Origin of the sequence: Polaromonas sp. YR568, from assembly GCF_943369415.1 — a bacterium.
Lineage (GTDB): Bacteria > Pseudomonadota > Gammaproteobacteria > Burkholderiales > Burkholderiaceae_C > Polaromonas.
Window position 1 is genome coordinate 1 of record NZ_CALRNF020000047.1, and the last position, 17,643, is coordinate 17,643.

Below are 17,643 nucleotides of genomic sequence, written 5' to 3' on the forward strand. Positions count from 1 at the left end.
AGCTGGACCCGGGCAATCCGCTCTACCAGGCAGCGCAGCCTGCCGCGCCCCAGCCGCCGGTGCGCCCCCTTATGCCCGAGATGCGTCCGGTGCCGCCGGCCGTGCAAAAGTCGCCCGCAGCCACAACAGCCAGCAGCGCCGTCGACGACGCATTGCGCATGGCCACAGCGTATGGAGCGCGCCCCGCATGAGCTGCGCCCCCTCCCCCTTGTTCTCGCCAGGACTGCAGCCCGCCCGGCCGCCGCCTGACCTTGCCTTTCTTTCTGGTTTTCCCCTCAGTCCCCTGGCCATCGCCAACATCAACAGGAGCCAAGCATCATGAAGCGTCGTTCATCCAACACCCGCCGCCAAGGCGGCTTCACCCTCGTCGAAATCGCCATCGTGCTGATGATCGTCGGCCTGCTCATAGGCGGCATCCTGCGCGGCCAGGAGTTGATCCAGTCGGCGCGCGTGCGCAACATCGTCGACCAGAAGTCGGCCATCCAGACGGCCTATATTGGTTTTCTGGATCGCTATCGCATGCTGCCGGGGGACTTGACCGCTACGCAAGCGGCAGTGGTGAGCCCTAATGCATTGGCGAGTATCCCTGTCGCAGGTGCCAATGCCGGCGATGGAATCATCTCGTGGGCCAACGAAGGTATCGTGCTCTTCCAGAACCTGACTGCCGCGGGCTTTCTTTCCTGTGGTGCCTGTATGACTGTGGCGGCCAACGGTGCAGCAACCGTTACCAACAGCCCCAACAATGTGTACGGCGACTTTCTCGATATTGGATTCCTGGCCAGCACCATCAACGGCGCCAACGTATCTTGGCTCGACTTGACGGCTGCCGGGGGGCTCACCCAATTGATACTGACCACAGGGGGAACCGTTCCCTCGCAGGTTTTGGCCGAAGTCGATCGCAAGGCCGACGACGGGCGACCCGCAACCGGCCAACTTCGCTTCTTCTCCTCAAATTCAGCGTTGTCGACCCTCGCTATTTGCGCTCCTGTCCCTGCGGGCGGTGCAGTCAACACTTGGTCCAATCCCACTCAGAGCAACTGCCAAGGTTCCTGGCTGCTTTGATCTTCTTCAGGATGTCACAGTGAACCTTGCCCGCACCCTGACCGGCGTCGCCGCCGCCATGCTGGCCGGCTGCGCAGTGCCGCCGCCGCCCGCCAGCATGCAGCACATAGGCATGGCCGAGCCGGCGAAAGCGCCAGCCGCACCGGCGGCGCTGCGGCCGGTGCGCCTGCCGGCGCTGCCGGCGGCGCCCCAGCCGCAGGCGCAGCAGGAGCTGTTCAGCGTGGTGGTCAGCGAGGTGCCGGTCAAAACCCTGCTGTTCGCGCTGGCGCGCGACAACCGGCTCAATGTGGACATCGCCCCTTCGGTGGCCGGCCAGGTCACGCTCAATGCCACCGACCAGACCCTGCCCCAGCTGTTTGAGCGCATCGCGCAGCAGGCCGAGCTGCGTTATGAAATGACGGGCAACACGGTGCGCCTGCAGCGTGACACACCCTACCTGGCGCACTATGCGGTGGACTATGTGAACCTGAAGCGGCAATCGTCCAGCCAGACCTCGGTTTCTTCCCAGCTCAACAAGGGCAGCACTGCGGGTTCGTCGGACGCCAGCATCAGCAACGCCACCGACAACCAGTTCTGGGACACACTGATCAACAACGCCTGCCTGATCGTGGGTGCGGCCAACCTGGAGTTCAAGCAAAAAGACGACGTGGTCCAGAAGCAAGACCGCGAACGCGAACGCGACGACAGGCTGCGCATCGCGATGGAACTGTCCCGCTCCGGGCCCGCGCCAGCGTCTACGGGCGCTCCCGGTACGAGCACGGACAGAACGGTCAACAACACGTCCGAGATTCTCAAACAAGTGCTCGGAACAAAAGATACCGTGGACAAGGTCGATTGCGGCAGCGGTTCAAGCTCTTCATCAAGCAATTCTCGGAACTCGTCCGCATCCAGTTCCGGTTCCAGCGCCAACAACATCGTGGTCAACCGAGAAACCGGCCAGCTGTCGGTTTACACCACCTCACGCGGCCATGAACAATTTCGGCAGTTCCTGGACCGCATCAGCGCCAGCGCGCGGCGCCAGGTGCTGATTGAGGCCACGATTGTTGAGGTCACGCTGTCCAACGCATCCCAGCAAGGCGTCAACTGGCAAAAGGTGGTGCAGGGCGGGTTGCTGCGCGGCCTGAGCTTCCAGATGCTGCCTTCAGGTACGGGCTCTTTTTCCGGCACGCAGGATGCCTCGCTGCTGCGCATGAGTTACACCAGCGGCAGCGGCGACTGGAGCGGCATTATTTCGCTGCTCGAGTCCTTCGGCCAGACGCGGGTGCTCTCCAGTCCCAAAGTGTCCGTACTCAACAACCAGACGGCCGCCCTCAAGGTGGTGGACAACTACGTCTATGTCACCATCACCTTCACGCCAGGCACACGCACGCTCAGTTCCAGCGGGCAGCTGGTGCAGACCTCACCCGATAGCTACACCTCCAACCTCAATTCGGTGCCCGTGGGTTTTGTGATGACCGTGACGCCGCAAGTGTCGGAGAGCGGCGAAGTCACCCTCAACGTACGCCCCACCATCAGCCGTGTGGTGCGCGAAATCATAGACCCCAACCCCGCGCTGCTGGGCGCAACCCCGCCCATCGTCAACCGTATTCCCGTGGTGCAGTCGCGCGAACTCGAATCCGTGCTGCGCGTGCAAAGCGGCGAAATCGCCGTGCTGGGCGGCCTGATGCAGGACGCGAGCAACGACGGCGAAGACGCGGTGCCGGGCCTCAGCCGCATCCCGCTGCTGGGCGAGGCCTTCAAGCAGAAGCAGCAGACGCGCAGCAAGACCGAGCTTGTGGTGTTTTTGCGGCCCGTGGTGGTGGGCGATGCCTCGCTGGGCGGCGATTACAAGGCCTTTAAACCTCTGCTGCCCACGTCCAGTTTCTTCAGGGATGCGGCACCGGAAGCTTTGGGCAGAAAGCCGATTGAGCCTCCGCCATCCCGCCAGCCCGCTAACCCAGACCTGGACCGCTAGCCATGAAGCCCTCCTTGCCACTCCTGCCTCTCCTGCTGTGCGCCGCCACCCTGGCCTGGGGTCAGGCCAAACCGGGCGCCAACCCTTCAGCAGCGGCCGCATCACGTGATCCGGACATCCGCATCAGCCGCCGCAAACCCGCGCCCACGGTGGACGTTGACGTCAAGCGCGGCTACGAAGCCCTGCAGGCTGGGCGCTACGGCGAGGCGCGCGGCGCTTATGAACAGGCACTCAAGCGCGACGGCGCCCTGCGCGACGCACTGATTGGCTTGGCCTGGTCCATGGAAGGGCTGGAAGATCACCAGGGCGCGCAGGCCGCGCTGCGCCGCCTGCTCGAACTCTATCCGCGCGATGCCGAGGGCCTGGCCGCGCAATACCTGGTGGGCGGCGGCATTCCCGGCGATGCGGCCGCCCGCTTCAAGCAACTTGCCGAGCGAAGTGAACGCAACGCCCCCCTGCATTTCGCGCTGGGCGTGATCCATGTCGAGCAGAACCGCTGGGGCGAGGCGCGCCTGTCTTTTGAGCGCGCGGCGGCGCTGGAGCCCGGCCAGCCTGACTACCTCTACAACTTCGCCCTGTCGCTGGACCGCCTGGGCCAGGGCCCCGAGGCCATGCGGGCCTATGTGAAGGCCCTGAACCTCTCCTTCCGCCAGCCCGCCGCCTTCAACCAGGAAGCGGTGCGCAACCGCCTGCGCGCGCTGGCCGCGCCGGCTTCCTGATTCCCAAGGGTAGCCGCACATGTCCATGGCACCCGCAGCCCATCTGCAAGACCAGCCGATGGTCATGCGCAAGGCCGAGCGCGAACTGGCCGAGGCCCTGCTCCAGCAACGGCGCCTGTCGTCCTCCCAGTTGGCCATTGCATTGGCCGAAAAACGCCTGCGCGGCGGCAGCCTGCATGCGCAGCTGGCCGAGCTGGGCTTTGTGAGCGAGCTGGAACTGCGCGCCCTGCGCGCGCAACTGCACAAGCTGCCCGAGGTCGACTTGGTGACCCGGCGCCCCGACCCCACCGTGCTGCAGTTGCTGGCCGCGCCATTGGCGCGCAAGCACGGCGTGTTGCCGGTGGAAATGACGGCCCAGGGCGAGCTGCTGCTGGCGGTCGACGAAACCGACGACCTGGTGGCGCTGGACCAGATAGGCGCCCACCTGCGTTCCAAGGGCGTTCCGCGCATGCGCCTGGCGCTGGCGGCGCCGGGCGAGCTGGTGCGCGAGATAGACCGCGTGTACGGCGAACGCCCCAACGTGGACGCCCTGCTCGCCGCCAGCGGCAAGGAGCCGCCCGTGGACAAGCTCATCGAAGCCATCGTCCACAACGCCTACGACAGCCTCGCTTCGGACATCCACTTCGAGCCCGACGAGCACCTGCTGCGCGTGCGCAACCGCATCGACGGCGTGCTGGTGCAGGCGCACCTGCTGCATGCCTCGATGTGGCCGGCGCTGGCGGTCAAGCTCAAGGTCATGGCCGGCATGAACATCGCCGAAAGCCGCGCCGCGCAGGACGGCCGCTTCGGCATGGTCGTGGGCGCGAGCCAGCTCGACTTTCGCGCCGCCTGCCTGCCCACGGCCCATGGCGAAAACATCGTGCTGCGCTTGCTGGACCGGCGCCGCAGCATCGTCCCGCTGGAGCGGCTGCAGCTGACGCAAACCACCATGGACAGGCTGCATTCGCTGATGAACCGGCCAGAGGGCATTGTGCTGGTGACCGGCCCCACCGGCAGCGGCAAGACCACCACGCTGTACTCCATGCTGGCTGAAATCAGCACCGAGGCGGTCAACGTCATGACGCTGGAAGACCCCATCGAATACCCCTTGCCGCTGATACGCCAGACCCAGGTGACGGAAAAAATCGGGTTTGCCGAAGGCGTGCGCGCCCTGATGCGCCAGGACCCGGACGTGATCCTGGTCGGCGAAATCCGCGATTCGGAAACGGCCGAGATGGCTTTTCGCGCAGCCATGACGGGCCACCAGGTGTTCGCCACGCTGCACACCAACTCCGCCCTGGGCGCGGTGCAACGCCTGCGCGACATCGGCGTGTCGGCCGAAATCCTCGCCGGCAACATGATTGGCGTGATAGGCCAGCGCCTGGCGCGGCGCCTGTGCCCGCACTGCAAGACCCACCGCTCGCCCACCGCGCAGGAAAAAATTCTGCTCGAACTGACGGAGGACGACCACCCCTTGTACCAGTCCGTGGGCTGCGCGCATTGCAGCCAGCGCGGCTTCCTGGGCCGGGTGCTGCTGATGGAAGTGCTGTGTTTCGACGAAACGCTGGACCACCTGGTGGCCAAGCACGCCAGCCACATCGAGCTGGCACGCCATGCCCGCGCGGAGGGCTTCACCTCGCTGCGCGACGACGCGATCCGCTACGTGCTGGCCGGCCACACCACGGTCGAAGAAGTCAGCCGCGTGGTCAACCTCGCGGCGCACTGACGGGCCGCGGGAAAAAGGAACCCCATGCCGCGATACAAATGGACCGCACTGGCCGCCGACGGCGCGCGCCTGAGCGGCCAGACCACCGCGGCCGACGCCGGCGCCCTGGCCGCGCAGCTGGAGCAATCGGGGCTGCTGCTGGTCAAGGCGCGTGCCCAGGGCGGTTCGCTTCGCCTGATGCGCAGCCGCATCCGCCTGCTGGACCTGGTCAACTTCAGCTTCCAGGCGACCATGATGCTGCGCGCCGGCGTGCCGCTCATGGAGGCCTTGCGCGACATGGAGAGCGCCGAAGGCAACCCGGCGCTGCGCCAGGTGATCAGCGGTCTGGCGGAGGGCCTGAGCTCGGGCAAGACCCTGTCGCAGGCCATGGCCGCACACCCCCTGGCCTTCGACGAGGTCTACGTGAGCCTGGTGCGCGCCGGCGAGAGCAGCGGCCAGTTGCCCGAAGTCTTCGCCAAACTCACCGAGACCCTCAAGTGGCAGCATGAAATCGCCTCGCAAACGCGCAAGGCGCTGATCTATCCCTGCGCGGCGCTGGTCATCATCACCGGCGTCACGCTGTTCCTCATGAGCTACCTGGTGCCCCAGGTCGCCAGCCTGCTCAAGGTGATGCGCATCGAGCTGCCCTGGCAAACCGTGCTCATGATCAGGATCTCGGAGGTCGTCGAAGCGCATGTCGGCAAGATCGTGGTGGGTTTGGTCTCGCTGGTCGTTGCGCTGCCCACGCTCGCGCGCATGCCCGGGCCCATGCGCGGCTTCGTCGACGGCGTCAAGCTCAAGCTGCCCATCGTGGGGCCGGTGCTGCGCCAGATCGCGCTGGCGCGCTTTGCCTATGTGCTGGCGCTTCTCTACGCGGCCGGCATCACGGTGGTGGAGGCGCTCAAGGTGGTCGAGATCGCCGTCGGCAACCGCGCCGTGGCGCAGGCCGTGGCGGTGGCCCACGGCAGCATCGTGCAGGGCCGCGGCCTGAGCGCCGCGTTTTCCGGGATGACCATGTTTCCGCCCATGGTGGTCAGCATGCTGCGCGTGGGCGAGGCCACCGGCTCGCTGGACGCCGCGCTCGAAAACGTCAGCTACTTCTACACCCGCCAGGCGCGCGAATCGGTCGAAAACCTGCAGGCCACGCTGCAACCCGTGCTCACGGTCGTGCTGGGGCTGATGCTGGGCGCCGTGATCTTCTGCACGCTGGGGCCTTTGTACGACTCGGTGATCACCAATGCGAAGTTCTGAATTCACTCCCGCGCCGCTGCGCATCCTGCACCTGGAGGGCGAGCAGCCGCGCGTCTATGCGGTCACCGGCCACGGCATCGAGGAAGAAACGGGCCCGCAACAGGGATGGACGCTGCCCGAGGCCCTGGCCGGGCATGCGCGGCACGACCCGGCCTGCCGCTGGCTGGTGCTGGCCGACTATGCCGAAGAAGAGTTCTGGGGCGACGTGATGCCGCCCCTGCGCGGCGCTGCGCGCAAGGCCTGGCTGGCGCGCATGCACCAGCGTTTCGCGATGGAATCGCCGTTTCGCTGGATCTCCCTCCAGGGCGCCAGCCGCTCGCGCCCCGGCAAGCTGCGCGTGCTGGGCTACAGCCTGGGCAATGCCGAACGCGTGATGCCCTGGCTGGAGGCGCTGGAGGGCGCGCAGGCCCGAGTGGGCGGTGTCTACACCCCCATCATGCTGGCCGCGCCGCTGCTACGCCGGCTCAAGCTGCCGCGGCGCGGCTGCGCGGTGCTGGTTACCGCGCACCCGTCCGGGCTGCGGCAATGCGTGGTGATAGACGGCCGCCCCTGCTTCTCGCGCCTGGCGCTGCGCGCCGACGCCGCCGGCGCCGGCTGGCTGCCCGCGGTGCGCGAGGAAACCGCCCGCCTGAAGGAATACCTGTTCGAGAACGGCATCCTCGTGCGCGACAAGGCGCCGCTGCACGTGGTGAGCGTCTGCCCTCCGGGCATGGACGGCCAGGCCGCACCCGGCCCCGACGCGGCGCAGAACATCCACCACCTGCTGCGGGCCGATGCCGTCGCCCGGGCGCTCAGGCTGCCGCCGGCCTGGGCCGCCTCCCCGGAGCTGTCCCGGCTGCTGTTCGTGTTCGCACTGGCCCGCGGCACACCGCCCGACCAGCTCGCGCCGGCCGCCCTGCTGCGCAGCGACTGGGTGGCGCGCACGGCGCGCAACACGCGCCTGGCGGGCTACGGCATCTGCGGCGCCGGCCTGCTTTATGCGGCCGGCCTGGCCGTGTCGCTGTGGCCGCTGGCCGGGGAACTGAACGACGCCGCCGCCAGCACCCGGAAATTCGATGCCCGCTACCAGCGCGAAGCCGCGACCTTTCCCGCATCCCCGCTGAAGGCCGATGAACTCGTCGCGCTGGAGCAAAAAGCCCGGGCCCTGGCGCCCTCCCCGCCCGGCCCGCGCGCACTGCTGGCCGCGGCGGGCAAGGTGCTCGAGAAACACCCCGAGCTGCAACTGGACCAGTTGCGCTGGGAGCAGGAGGCTTCCGCGCCCGCGAACCCGCCCTCGCTGCAGATACGCGGTGAGGTGCAAGGCCTGAAACCCGACGACCTGCGCGGCACGCGCGACGCCATGGCGCGCTTCACCGCCAGCCTGGTCTCCGCGGGCCTGTCGGCGGAGGCCACCAAGGTGCCGCTGGACCTGCAAAGCAGCGCCAGCATCAACGGCTCGGGCCAGCAGGACAAGGCCGAGCTCGGTTTTGAGGTGAAGGTATGGAACAAATAGCATCACGCCAGGCCTGGCACCCCGGCGCGTGGCCGCCGCCCCTGCGGCGCGCCGTGCTGCAGGCCGCTTCCCTGGCGGCACTGGGACTGCTGCTGGCGGGCGCCTTCCACTGGTGGCGCGCCGATATGGCCCGGCGGCTGGACCACCAGCGCAAGGCGGAGCAGACCAGCCGGCAGCGCTTCCTCAACAGCGGCCGCGAAAGGGCCGACATCGAGCGCCTGCTGCCGCTGCTGCAAAACCTGCAGTCCCAAGGCCTTTACGGCGACGAAAAACGGCTCGAATGGATAGAACGCCTGCGCGGGATGGAAAGGCGCTGGCCGGGCCTGAAGCTGCAGTACGCGATTGAGGCCCAGGTAATGCAGCCGGCCGCCGGCGCGGCAGCGGCCCCCATGGCCGGTGCCGTGGCCCTGCCCGCGCCCGGCGCGCCGGGAGGCGCCCGGCGCATAGAGCTGTTCGCCACCCGCATGCGCCTGACCATGACGCTGGTGCATGAGGAGGACATGCTGCGCGTGCTCGAGGAACTGGCGCAAGCGCAGCTGGGCCGCGTCAGCGTGGAGCGCTGCGAGATGAACCGCGCCGGCGGCGCGGCCATCAAGGCCGAATGCACCCTGGTCTGGAACACGCTGCGGGCCTACGAGCCACCGGCGCGAGTCGCGGGAGCCAAGGCATGAAGGCCGCCACCAAGGCACTCCTGCTCGCCGGCTGCGTGTTGCCGCTGTACGCCGCCGCCGCGCCGGACGGTTTGGGGCGGCTCTTCTACACCGCGGCCGACCGTGCCGAAATGGAAGCCAGGCGCTTCGGCCAGCCCGCGCCGCAGGAAGCGGCCGCGCGCGCGCTGGCCTCGGTGCTGCGCATAGACGGCATCGCGGTTCGTCCCCAGGGAAAAACCACCGTCTGGATCAACGGCACGCCCTACCTGGAGCGGGACCTTCCCTACGGCGTGCGCATACGCCGCGGCCCCGCGGGCCGCATCCTGGGCGTGGAAATGCCGCTGCAGGACGGCGAGGTTGAACGCGCGGCGATCGGCGAGACGCTGCTGCGGCCGCTGGCCAGTGCGGCGGCGGCTGCTTCGGCGCCGGCTGGGGCGACGAAACCGGAGGCCGCGAGATGAAAGCGCAAAGGGGCTTTGTTGCGCTGCTGATGATGGTGCTGGTGGCGGTCGGCGTCTTCGGCGCCATGGCTGCCTGGGTGGCGAGTGAGCCGCCGCCGTCGAAACAATCGATCAACCAACAGGTGCTGATGCAGGCTAGGGAAGCGCTACTGGCGTATGTTGCGGTGAGCGGCGATCCGGCCAAGGTACTGACTCAAAAAACACGACTGCCGTGCCCTGACAAAGATGGCGATGGTGCGGCCGACACAGCCCCGGACAGCAGCCACTGCGGCATAACACGGCAACCCGAAATCGGACTGCTTCCCTGGAAAACTCTGGGGCTTGCGCCACTGCGCGATGCCGACGGCGAATGCCTTTGGTATGCGGTCAGCGGCGATTTCAAAGATGCCAACGTGGATCCCAGTGCCGTGCCTCCCCCGATAGCCGTCAACGCCGACACCGACGGCGCGATCACGGTGACCAATGAAGCCGGTAGCAGCCTGGCAACAAAGCTTGTTGCAGTGGTTTTTGCGCCGGGCGCGAAATTGGGCTCGCAAGTACGAACCAATTCCGCAATGATCGGTGCGGACAGGCCCTGCGCCACACCTACCGGTGCCACGCCCAACGGCGGCGCGGCCGCCGATGTTGCCGGTTACCTGGACTCCGGAAAGATCGACATTACTGTCACCCCTCCCACCATCACCTTTATCCAGTTGACGGGGACGGTCGACAAACAATCTGAACTCAACGACCAGCTCGCATGGATTACAACCGACGACTACGCCGCCATCGCCATGCAGCGCAATACCGCAGTGCTGAAAACCGCGTTTACGTCGGCCGTCACGGCGGCGTCGGCCGGTGGACGCTGGCCGTTTGCCGCAGCCAAACCCGGAGACATGTGCGAACAGGGTCGCTACAGCGGCTTTTTGCCCACCAGTTGCATCTATGTCCACCCTACAAGCGGCGAGACACTTTCTTTCGCTTTAGGCACACCGAAAGCGATGCTGGACGACGACTGGCCGGAACTCGCCTTCTATGCGGTTGCTCCGGGCTGCGCCTTTAGTGCCTCCGGCTGCACGCCGGCGACTGGCCCGGCATTGTCCCTGCCGACCAATGCCACGGCCAAGGCCGTGATGCTCATGCGCGGCAGACAGCAGCCAAGCCTGGGCTGCCCCTTAAGCACCGCCCCGACGCTCTGGGAAAAGTGGTTACCTTGCATCGAGAGCCCAAATCAGAGTGAACTGCTCGACCCCATGACTTTAAAAACCAGAACCTTCATCACACCTGACAGACGGCCCGTCTCCAACGACATCCTGGAAGAACTGAAATGATCCCCATGCGGCAATCCGGCAAAGTGCGCCAGCGCGGCTTCACCCTGGTGGAACTGGCCCTTGTGATGGGCATCGTGGCTCTGTTGCTAGGAGGACTGATGGTTCCGGTGGGGCGGATGCTCGAGCAGAAGGCAAACGCTACCACCCAGGCTACGCTGGAAACCGCGCAACAGGCCATTTGGGGTTTCGCCTTGCTGAATCAGCGCCTGCCTTGCCCTGATACCGGAAGCGACGGGCAGGAAGGAGCGCGCAATGCGGCTGGTGCATGCATCGCATTTACCGACCCGGCGGGCGCCAGCCGGGGACACCTTCCCTGGGCGGCCTTGGGTATCTCCGGCGTTGACGCTTGGGGCAGCAGGTTGCGCTACGCGGTCGCAACACCGTTAGTCAGCAACATCAACAAGACCTCGATCAACGCCACTAATCTCATCGTCAAGTGCACCACACTGACCAGCCCCGATATTCCGGGCTGCTTGTCAGGTGGCGTTGCGGTGACATTGGCAAGCAACGCAGCGTTCGTGGTGTATTCGCATGGAAAGAACCAGAGGGGGGCAGTCTCCGCAGATGGTCTGACCACATTTCCCGCGCCTACGCCTACAACTACGAACCAGGATGAAAACGCCAACCAACCTGAGCAGGCAAACACCTTTGAGGTCGTGGATCCGACCACCCCTTTCAGCCCCGAGAACAGCCGCCGCATTTTTGTTTTTCGATCACGCACCGATGCGACAAGCGTAGCAGGCGAGTTCGACGACCTTATGGTCTGGATGCCAGCCCCCCTCCTGGCGGCCAAACTGGTAGCGGCAGGGGTATGGCAACCATGAAAGACCAGCTTGTGCATCAGCTCCCCCCTCTCACCGCCCTCATCCGCCTCACCCTCATCGAAGCCTGGCGCGGCCGCAGCGCGCGCCTGCTGCTGCTCTTTCTCGCTGCGGTGTACGCGCTCGGCGCCTTCGCCGCTTCGATGGCGGTGACAGAGGGAGCGGAAACCCGGCTCGCATTGGCCGCGCATCTTTACCGGCTGGGCCTGGTGCTGGCGCTTGCGCTCATCGTGGTGTCCAGCACGGTGCGTGACATGGAGGGCGGCTTCTTTCAGGTGCTGCTGGCCTTTCCCTTGTCGCGCGCGCAGTTTGTGGTCGGTCGCCAGGCCGGCTACATGCTGCTGGCCGTGCTTGCGGCGGCCGGGGCCACAGGTGTCATGCTGACCATGGCGGTGCCGGGAGGGCGCGCGGCTGTGCTGGCCTGGGGTGTATCGCTGGCGCTGGAACTCAGCATCGTCGTGGCGGCCGCCCTGTTCTTTGCCTTGGGCCTGCGCCGCGTGCTGCCTGCTTATGCGGGCTGCTGCGCGTTCTACCTGTGGGCGCGGCTGCTCGACGTGGCGCGCTTCATGGCGGCGCACCCGGTCGGGCAGGACGCCGCTTCGTGGGACGTGGTGGCGGGCCGGGCCACCTTTGACTTGCTGGGCTGGCTGCTGCCGCCGCTGGCGGGTTTTGCGCCCTCGCCCTGGGCGCTGGGCGGGACAGTGCAAGGCACGCTGCTTGCGCTGCAGTGCGGCTGGGCACTCTGGTATGCGGCGCTGTGCGCGGGCGCCTCACTCGTGGACTTGTACCGCCGTGAAGTTTGAATGGCGCCGCCCAACTACAACGCGCCGCGCGCCGATGCGCGTCATGGCCGTGTTCACGCTGCTGCTGGCCGGCCAGGTGGCGCTGGCGCTGTGGCGCGGCGTGCCCGAAGCCGGCGCGCATCCGCTGGGCCGGCCTCCCAGCCTCAGCGCTTCACGCCTGGCATCGCTCGACGACCCGGTGCCGCTGGCCAAGATGCTGGACCTGTACCTGCAGGCGCACGACGTGCAGCCCGGCCTGAGCCTGCCCTGGCGCGAACTCGACTACGGCGAAGTGGTCGCCTGGCTGGAACACATCCTGCAGTTGGACCCTCAGGGGCAGTATCCGCTGCTGGCCGCCGCGCGGCTTTACACCCAGGTGCCCGACGCGCAGCGCCAGCGCCTCATGACCGACTTCGTCGCCGCCCAGTACCCGCAAGACCCGCTCAACCGCTGGCGCTGGATGGCGCACGTGGCCTATGTGGCCAAGGTGCAGATGAAAGACCCCGAACTGGCCGTGCGCTACGCCGCCGAGCTGCGGCAGTACGCGGAGGGTTTGCCGCAAGTGCCGGCCTGGGCGCGGCAGATGGAAATCTTCCTGCGCATGGGCCAGAACGACCTGGACACCGCGAAGGCGCTTCTGGGCGCGTTGCTGGCGAGCGGGCAGATTCACGACGACAACGAGCTGCGCTTTCTGGCGCAAACCCTCAAGGAGCTGGAAGAAAAATGAGCGACCCCCAACAGCCGGCGCTGCAGGCCGGCGAGGTGCACAAAAATTACGGTGCTTCAAAGGGGCGCGCGGCATTGGCCGGCGTCTCGCTGGAAGTCCACCCCGGCGAATGCCTGGCCTTGCTGGGCATGAACGGCGCGGGCAAAACCACCCTGATCAAATGCCTGCTGGACCTGGCCGCGCCCACTTCGGGCAGCTTGTCTATCTTCGGGCAGGACCACAGCCGCCCGCTTTCACGCCAACAGCTGGCCTATGTGCCCGAACGTTTCTCGCCGCCGGGCTGGCTTCATGCGCGCGACTATTTCCGGCTGGCGGCCCATCTGCATGGGCTGGCGTTTCCGCAGCCCGGGCTGCGGGGCATGCTGGCCGAGCTGGACCTCGAAGAAAGCATCCTGGACAGGCCGATGCGTGAATTTTCCAAAGGCATGGCGCAAAAAATCGGCCTGGCCGCGGCCTTTCTGGCGCAGCGCCCCTTGCTGGTGCTGGACGAACCCATGAGCGGCCTGGACCCGCTCTCGCGCATACGCGTGCGCCGGCAATTGCACCTGCAGCGCGCCGACGGCTGCGCGGTGCTGATGAGCACCCATTCGCTCGCGGACGTCGAAGACCTGGCCGACCGCGTCGCCATCCTGCATGCCGGCAGCCTGCGGTTTATCGGCACCGTCGATGAATGGCTGGCGCGGCATGGGACGAGCAGCCTGGAAGAGGCCTATCTGGCGGTGGTCGACGCGGCGAGGCAGGCGCCCGTCAAGGTATGGCCGCCGGACCCCGCGTCGTGGCTCGCGACCTGATACCCGTCGGCGGCGTGCGCAACAAAGCCCGCGCACAGCCATGCCGCGCGCGGGCCCGAAAGGGCTTGCCCCTTTCTTCAATCACTTACTTGGGCAGCAGCACCTTGTCGACGACGTGGATCACGCCGTTGGACTGGTAAACGTCGGCGATGGTGACGGTGGCCACGCCGCCTTTTTCATCCGTCACCGTGACCTTGCCGCCGGCCGACTTGGCCACCAGCGTGCCGCCGGCCACCGTCTTGATGGAAGCCATGCCCTTGCCGTCGGCAATCATCTTGCTGATGGCGGCGGCGTCCCATTTGCCGGCCACCACGTGGTAGGTCAGGATGCCGGTCAGCATGCCCTTGTTCTCGGGCTTGAGCAGGGTGTCCACCGTGCCGGCCGGCAGCGCAGCGAAAGCCGCGTTGGTAGGCGCGAACACCGTGAACGGGCCCGGACCCTTGAGCGTGTCAACCAGGCCGGCGGCCTTGACCGCCGCGACCAGCGTGGTGTGGTCCTTCGAATTGACGGCGTTGTCGATGATGTCCTTGCTGGCCAGCATGGGCGCGCCGCCCACCAAGACTTGCGCGAACGAGGGAATTGCCGCGAGCGACAAAGCCAGTGCGACGCCAATGGAAGCGAGTTTGTGTTGTGTCTGCATGTGAATTCCTTTGAAGGTGTTGAAACAGAAGTTGAACCGGAGCCGAAATCACCATGATTCAAGCGGCTGTAATGAATACGGAGCGCGGAGCCCGGTGGATTCAAAACAGATTCGGTTTCAGCCCCTGCAGGGCAGATCACTGGCAACGAAGGTAAACAGCACCCGCGCGAGGCGGGCCACACCCTCAGGCGCCGCGTTCAAAAAACGCCCGCACAGCCTGCGGAAAGATCAGGTGCTCCTGCGTGAGCACGCGCGCGGCGAGCGTTTCTGCCGTATCGCCCGGCAGCACCGGCACCACGGCTTGCGCCAGCGTGGCACCGTGGTCGAGTTCGGCCGTCACCTCATGCACCGTGGCGCCCGCTACCTTGCAGCCGGCATCAATCGCGCGCTGGTGTGTATTGAGGCCGGTGAAAGCCGGCAGCAGCGAGGGGTGGATGTTGATGAGCCGCCCCGCATAGTGCTGCACAAAGCCGGGCGTCAGGATGCGCATGAAACCGGCCAGCACCACGAGTGCCGGCGCGTGGGCGTCTATGCGCGCCATCAGCTCGGCGTCAAAAGCTTCGCGTGAATCAAAGGCCTTGTGCGGCACCACGGCGGTGGCGATGCCCAGGCTGTGGGCCAGCTCCAGGCCCACAGCGTCGGCCCGGTTGCTGATGACGGCGGCCACCTGCGCGCCCCACTTGACCAGCCAGCCCTCCTTGTCCGCCGCGCGGGCGATGGCGGCCATGTTGGAGCCGCTGCCGGAAATCAGGATGACGATGTTTTTCTTCGATGTGTGCACACTTGCCATAGCCCGCTAGTTTAGAACGCGCCCGGTGCCTGCCTTCGAGCTTCCAGCCCCATGTCCCAACTGAGACATAAAATTGCGAACGACCGTGCTAAAAATAAGAAATCACCCGCAGGCGACCGGCTGCGGGTACCCCGACAACCTGGAGACATCCCGCCATGGATTTAGCTTTCACCCCTGAAGAACAGGCCTTTCGCGAAGAGATACGCGCCTGGGTCCACGCCAACCTGCCGGCCGACATTTCGCACAAGGTGCACAACGCCTTGCGGCTGACGCGTGACGACATGCAGCGCTGGGCCAAAATCCTCGGCAAAAAAGGCTGGCTGGGCCATGGATGGCCCAAGGAATTCGGCGGCCCGGGCTGGAACGCGGTGCAAAAGCATTTGTTTGAAGAAGAGTGCGCGCTGGCCGGCGCGCCGCGCGTCGTGCCTTTCGGCCCGGTCATGGTGGCGCCTGTGATCATGGCTTTCGGCAGCCCCGAACAGCAAAAGCGCTTCCTGCCCGGCATCGCCAGCGGCGAAGTCTGGTGGAGCCAGGGTTACAGCGAGCCCGGCTCGGGATCGGACCTCGCGTCGGTCAAGTGCCGGGCCGAGCGCCAGGGCGACAAATACATCGTCAACGGCCAGAAGACCTGGACCACGCTGGGCCAGTACGGCGAATGGATTTTCTGCCTGGTGCGCACCAGCACCGAAGGCAAGCCGCAGACCGGCATTTCCTTTTTGCTGATCGACATGAAGTCGCCCGGCGTGACGGTGCGCCCCATCGTGCTGCTGGACGGCGAGGCCGAGGTCAATGAAGTCTGGTTCGACAACGTCGAAGTGCCGGCCGACAACCTGATCGGCGAAGAGAACAAGGGCTGGACCTACGCCAAGCACCTGCTGAGCCACGAGCGCACCAACATCGCCGACGTGAACCGTGCCAAGCGCGAGCTCGAACGCCTGAAGCGCATCGCCAAGGCCGAAGGCGTGTATGACGACCTGCGCTTTCGCGACGAGATCGCCAAGCTCGAAGTCGACGTGGTGGCGCTCGAAATGCTGGTGCTGCGCGTACTGTCGGCGGAAAAGTCCGGCAAGAACTCGCTGGACATCGCGGGCCTGCTGAAAATCCGCGGCAGCGAAATCCAGCAGCGCTACAGCGAACTCATGATGCTGGCCGCCGGCCCCTTCAGCCTGCCCTTTATTGAAGAAGCCATGGAAGCCGGCTGGCAGGGCGACTTCCCCGGCGGCCTGGCCGGCGACGCGCCGCTGGCGTCCACCTACTTCAACATGCGCAAGACCACGATTTACGGCGGCTCCAACGAAGTGCAACGAAACATCGTTTCGCAAGTCGTTCTCGGCTGACACGGCCGCACAAGAAAAAAGACAGGAAACACACCATGGATTTTGATTTCACCGACGACCAGGAACAGCTGCGCGACGCCGTGCGCAAATGGGTGGACAAGGGCTACGACTTCGAGCGCCGCCGCGGCATCGCCAAGGCCGGCGGCTTTTCGCGCGAGGCCTACGGCCAGATCGCCGAACTGGGCCTGACCGGCCTCTACATCCCCGAGGCCGACGGCGGCCTGGGCATGGGACCCATCGAAGGCATGGTCGTGATGGAAGAGCTGGGCCGCGGCATCGTACTCGAGCCCTTTGCGCAGGCCTTGATCGCCGGCGCCGTGCTCGCCGGCTATGCGCCGGCAGCTGTCAAAACCGCCTGGCTGCCGAAGATCGCCTCGGGCGAAGCCCTGGTGGTGCTGGCTTACCAGGAACGCGCGGCCCGCTACGATTTTGAAAAATGCGAGGCCACGGCCACAGCGGCCGGCGATGGCTGGACGCTGAACGGCAGCAAAAGCATAGTGCCGGCGGGCGACCAGGCCGAGGCCTTCATCGTGCCCGCCCTCGCCAAAGGGAAGCTGGCGCTGTTCCTGGTTGAACGCGCGGCAGCCGGCGTCACGACGCGCGGCTACGGCACGCAGGACGGCGGCCGCGCCGCTGAAGTGATGCTCAAGAACGCGCCCGCCGCGCCGCTCACGCTGGACGGCCTCACGGCCCTGGCCCAGGCCGTCGACATCGGCATCGCCGCCGCCTGCGCCGAAGCCGTGGGCGTGATGGACAAAACTCTGGCCATCACCGTCGAGTACATGAACACGCGCAAGCAGTTCGGCGTGGCCATAAGCAGCTTCCAGGCGCTGCGCCACCGCGTGGCCGACATGAAGATGCAACTGGAGCTCGCCCGCTCCATGAGCTACTACGCCTCGCTCAAGCTCAACGCGCCGGCCGAAGAACGTGGCCGGGCGCTGGCACGCGCCAAATACCAGCTCGGCGTGTCCATGCGTTTTGTCGGCCAGCAGGCGGTGCAACTGCACGGCGGCATCGGCGTGACCGACGAGTACATCGTGAGCCACTACTTCAAGAAACTGACCCAGCTGGAAATGACCTTCGGCGACACGCTGCACCACCTGGGTGAGGTGTCGAGCCGCATGCAGGAGACGGCCGGCGTATTCGCCTGAAAGTAACGCTCCCCCCCGAAG

18 protein-coding genes are annotated in these 17,643 nt (G+C 66.3%); 16 read left to right on the forward strand and 2 right to left on the reverse strand.

The window, feature by feature from the left end:
• From ACLV74_RS22820 to ACLV74_RS22885, 14 genes are all read left to right on the forward strand, one after another.
• On the forward strand, positions 1-191 hold a 191-nt coding region (locus ACLV74_RS22820), incomplete at its 5' end, for a hypothetical protein (RefSeq protein ID WP_411881715.1).
• Positions 192-318: 127 nt separating this feature from the next.
• The gene (locus ACLV74_RS22825; protein ID WP_411881716.1) at positions 319-1,062 is read left to right on the forward strand and encodes a type II secretion system protein; all 744 of its coding nucleotides are present in this window, start codon (positions 319-321) and stop codon (positions 1,060-1,062) included.
• Between the two features lie 19 nt (positions 1,063-1,081).
• Positions 1,082-3,016, forward strand: a complete 1,935-nt coding sequence (locus ACLV74_RS22830) for a type II secretion system protein GspD (protein ID WP_411881717.1) — start codon at positions 1,082-1,084, stop codon at positions 3,014-3,016.
• 2 nt (positions 3,017-3,018) lie between these two features.
• Positions 3,019-3,735, forward strand: a complete 717-nt coding sequence (locus tag ACLV74_RS22835; protein ID WP_411881718.1) for a tetratricopeptide repeat protein — start codon at positions 3,019-3,021, stop codon at positions 3,733-3,735.
• Positions 3,736-3,754: 19 nt separating this feature from the next.
• The gene (locus ACLV74_RS22840; RefSeq protein ID WP_411881719.1) at positions 3,755-5,440 is read left to right on the forward strand and encodes a GspE/PulE family protein; all 1,686 of its coding nucleotides are present in this window, start codon (positions 3,755-3,757) and stop codon (positions 5,438-5,440) included.
• A 24-nt stretch (positions 5,441-5,464) separates the two neighbouring features.
• Positions 5,465-6,670 (forward strand): type II secretion system F family protein, encoded by a 1,206-nt coding sequence (locus tag ACLV74_RS22845; RefSeq protein WP_411881720.1) that lies wholly within the window; start codon positions 5,465-5,467, stop codon positions 6,668-6,670.
• Complete coding sequence (locus ACLV74_RS22850; protein WP_411881721.1) at positions 6,657-8,162, forward strand: hypothetical protein; 1,506 nt, start codon at positions 6,657-6,659, stop codon at positions 8,160-8,162. Before ACLV74_RS22845 ends, ACLV74_RS22850 begins: the two co-directional genes overlap by 14 nt.
• A complete protein-coding gene (locus tag ACLV74_RS22855; RefSeq protein WP_411881722.1) occupies positions 8,150-8,833 on the forward strand; it encodes a hypothetical protein in 684 nt (227 codons plus the stop codon). The genes ACLV74_RS22850 and ACLV74_RS22855 overlap by 13 nt, the downstream gene beginning before the upstream one ends.
• On the forward strand, positions 8,830-9,273 hold the full coding sequence (locus ACLV74_RS22860; protein ID WP_411881723.1) for a hypothetical protein: 444 nt from the start codon (positions 8,830-8,832) through the stop codon (positions 9,271-9,273). Before ACLV74_RS22855 ends, ACLV74_RS22860 begins: the two co-directional genes overlap by 4 nt.
• A complete protein-coding gene (locus ACLV74_RS22865; RefSeq protein WP_411881724.1) occupies positions 9,270-10,583 on the forward strand; it encodes a hypothetical protein in 1,314 nt (437 codons plus the stop codon). Before ACLV74_RS22860 ends, ACLV74_RS22865 begins: the two co-directional genes overlap by 4 nt.
• A gap of 5 nt (positions 10,584-10,588) precedes the next feature.
• A complete protein-coding gene (locus tag ACLV74_RS22870; protein ID WP_411881725.1) occupies positions 10,589-11,407 on the forward strand; it encodes a type II secretion system protein in 819 nt (272 codons plus the stop codon).
• 11 nt (positions 11,408-11,418) lie between these two features.
• The gene (locus ACLV74_RS22875) at positions 11,419-12,207 is read left to right on the forward strand and encodes a hypothetical protein (protein ID WP_411881726.1); all 789 of its coding nucleotides are present in this window, start codon (positions 11,419-11,421) and stop codon (positions 12,205-12,207) included.
• 34 nt (positions 12,208-12,241) lie between these two features.
• On the forward strand, positions 12,242-12,913 hold the full coding sequence (locus tag ACLV74_RS22880; RefSeq protein WP_411881727.1) for a hypothetical protein: 672 nt from the start codon (positions 12,242-12,244) through the stop codon (positions 12,911-12,913).
• The gene (locus ACLV74_RS22885; RefSeq protein WP_411881728.1) at positions 12,910-13,704 is read left to right on the forward strand and encodes an ABC transporter ATP-binding protein; all 795 of its coding nucleotides are present in this window, start codon (positions 12,910-12,912) and stop codon (positions 13,702-13,704) included. The genes ACLV74_RS22880 and ACLV74_RS22885 overlap by 4 nt, the downstream gene beginning before the upstream one ends.
• 85 nt (positions 13,705-13,789) lie before the next feature.
• Here the strand turns inward: ACLV74_RS22885 and ACLV74_RS22890 are convergent, their stop codons facing one another.
• Together ACLV74_RS22890 and purN are read right to left on the reverse strand one after the other, a co-directional pair.
• Complete coding sequence (locus ACLV74_RS22890) at positions 13,790-14,344, reverse strand: fasciclin domain-containing protein (protein ID WP_411881729.1); 555 nt, start codon at positions 14,342-14,344, stop codon at positions 13,790-13,792.
• Positions 14,345-14,528: 184 nt separating this feature from the next.
• Positions 14,529-15,125 (reverse strand): phosphoribosylglycinamide formyltransferase, encoded by a 597-nt coding sequence (gene purN / locus ACLV74_RS22895; protein ID WP_411881730.1) that lies wholly within the window; start codon positions 15,123-15,125, stop codon positions 14,529-14,531.
• 164 nt (positions 15,126-15,289) lie between these two features.
• On the opposite strand from purN, the gene ACLV74_RS22900 reads away from it, so the two are divergent.
• Together ACLV74_RS22900 and ACLV74_RS22905 are read left to right on the forward strand one after the other, a co-directional pair.
• Positions 15,290-16,471: an acyl-CoA dehydrogenase family protein gene (locus ACLV74_RS22900; RefSeq protein WP_411881731.1), complete on the forward strand. Its 1,182-nt coding sequence runs from the start codon at positions 15,290-15,292 to the stop codon at positions 16,469-16,471.
• Between the two features lie 35 nt (positions 16,472-16,506).
• Positions 16,507-17,622 (forward strand): acyl-CoA dehydrogenase family protein, encoded by a 1,116-nt coding sequence (locus ACLV74_RS22905; protein WP_411881732.1) that lies wholly within the window; start codon positions 16,507-16,509, stop codon positions 17,620-17,622.
• Positions 17,623-17,643 lie beyond the last annotated feature (21 nt).

Excerpts from the sequence above, each read along its gene's own strand:
- ACLV74_RS22825 (WP_411881716.1), top strand. The coding sequence starts at position 319 with ATGAAGCGTCGTTCATCCAACACCCGCCGCCAAGGCGGCTTCACCCTC.
- ACLV74_RS22835 (WP_411881718.1), top strand. The coding sequence starts at position 3,019 with ATGAAGCCCTCCTTGCCACTCCTGCCTCTCCTGCTGTGCGCCGCCACC.
- ACLV74_RS22840 (WP_411881719.1), top strand. The coding sequence starts at position 3,755 with ATGTCCATGGCACCCGCAGCCCATCTGCAAGACCAGCCGATGGTCATG.
- ACLV74_RS22845 (WP_411881720.1), top strand. The coding sequence starts at position 5,465 with ATGCCGCGATACAAATGGACCGCACTGGCCGCCGACGGCGCGCGCCTG.
- ACLV74_RS22850 (WP_411881721.1), top strand. The coding sequence starts at position 6,657 with ATGCGAAGTTCTGAATTCACTCCCGCGCCGCTGCGCATCCTGCACCTG.
- ACLV74_RS22855 (WP_411881722.1), top strand. The coding sequence starts at position 8,150 with ATGGAACAAATAGCATCACGCCAGGCCTGGCACCCCGGCGCGTGGCCG.
- ACLV74_RS22860 (WP_411881723.1), top strand. The coding sequence starts at position 8,830 with ATGAAGGCCGCCACCAAGGCACTCCTGCTCGCCGGCTGCGTGTTGCCG.
- ACLV74_RS22865 (WP_411881724.1), top strand. The coding sequence starts at position 9,270 with ATGAAAGCGCAAAGGGGCTTTGTTGCGCTGCTGATGATGGTGCTGGTG.
- ACLV74_RS22870 (WP_411881725.1), top strand. The coding sequence starts at position 10,589 with ATGCGGCAATCCGGCAAAGTGCGCCAGCGCGGCTTCACCCTGGTGGAA.
- ACLV74_RS22880 (WP_411881727.1), top strand. The coding sequence starts at position 12,242 with ATGCGCGTCATGGCCGTGTTCACGCTGCTGCTGGCCGGCCAGGTGGCG.
- ACLV74_RS22885 (WP_411881728.1), top strand. The coding sequence starts at position 12,910 with ATGAGCGACCCCCAACAGCCGGCGCTGCAGGCCGGCGAGGTGCACAAA.
- ACLV74_RS22890 (WP_411881729.1), bottom strand. The coding sequence starts at position 14,344 with ATGCAGACACAACACAAACTCGCTTCCATTGGCGTCGCACTGGCTTTG.
- ACLV74_RS22900 (WP_411881731.1), top strand. The coding sequence starts at position 15,290 with ATGGATTTAGCTTTCACCCCTGAAGAACAGGCCTTTCGCGAAGAGATA.
- ACLV74_RS22905 (WP_411881732.1), top strand. The coding sequence starts at position 16,507 with ATGGATTTTGATTTCACCGACGACCAGGAACAGCTGCGCGACGCCGTG.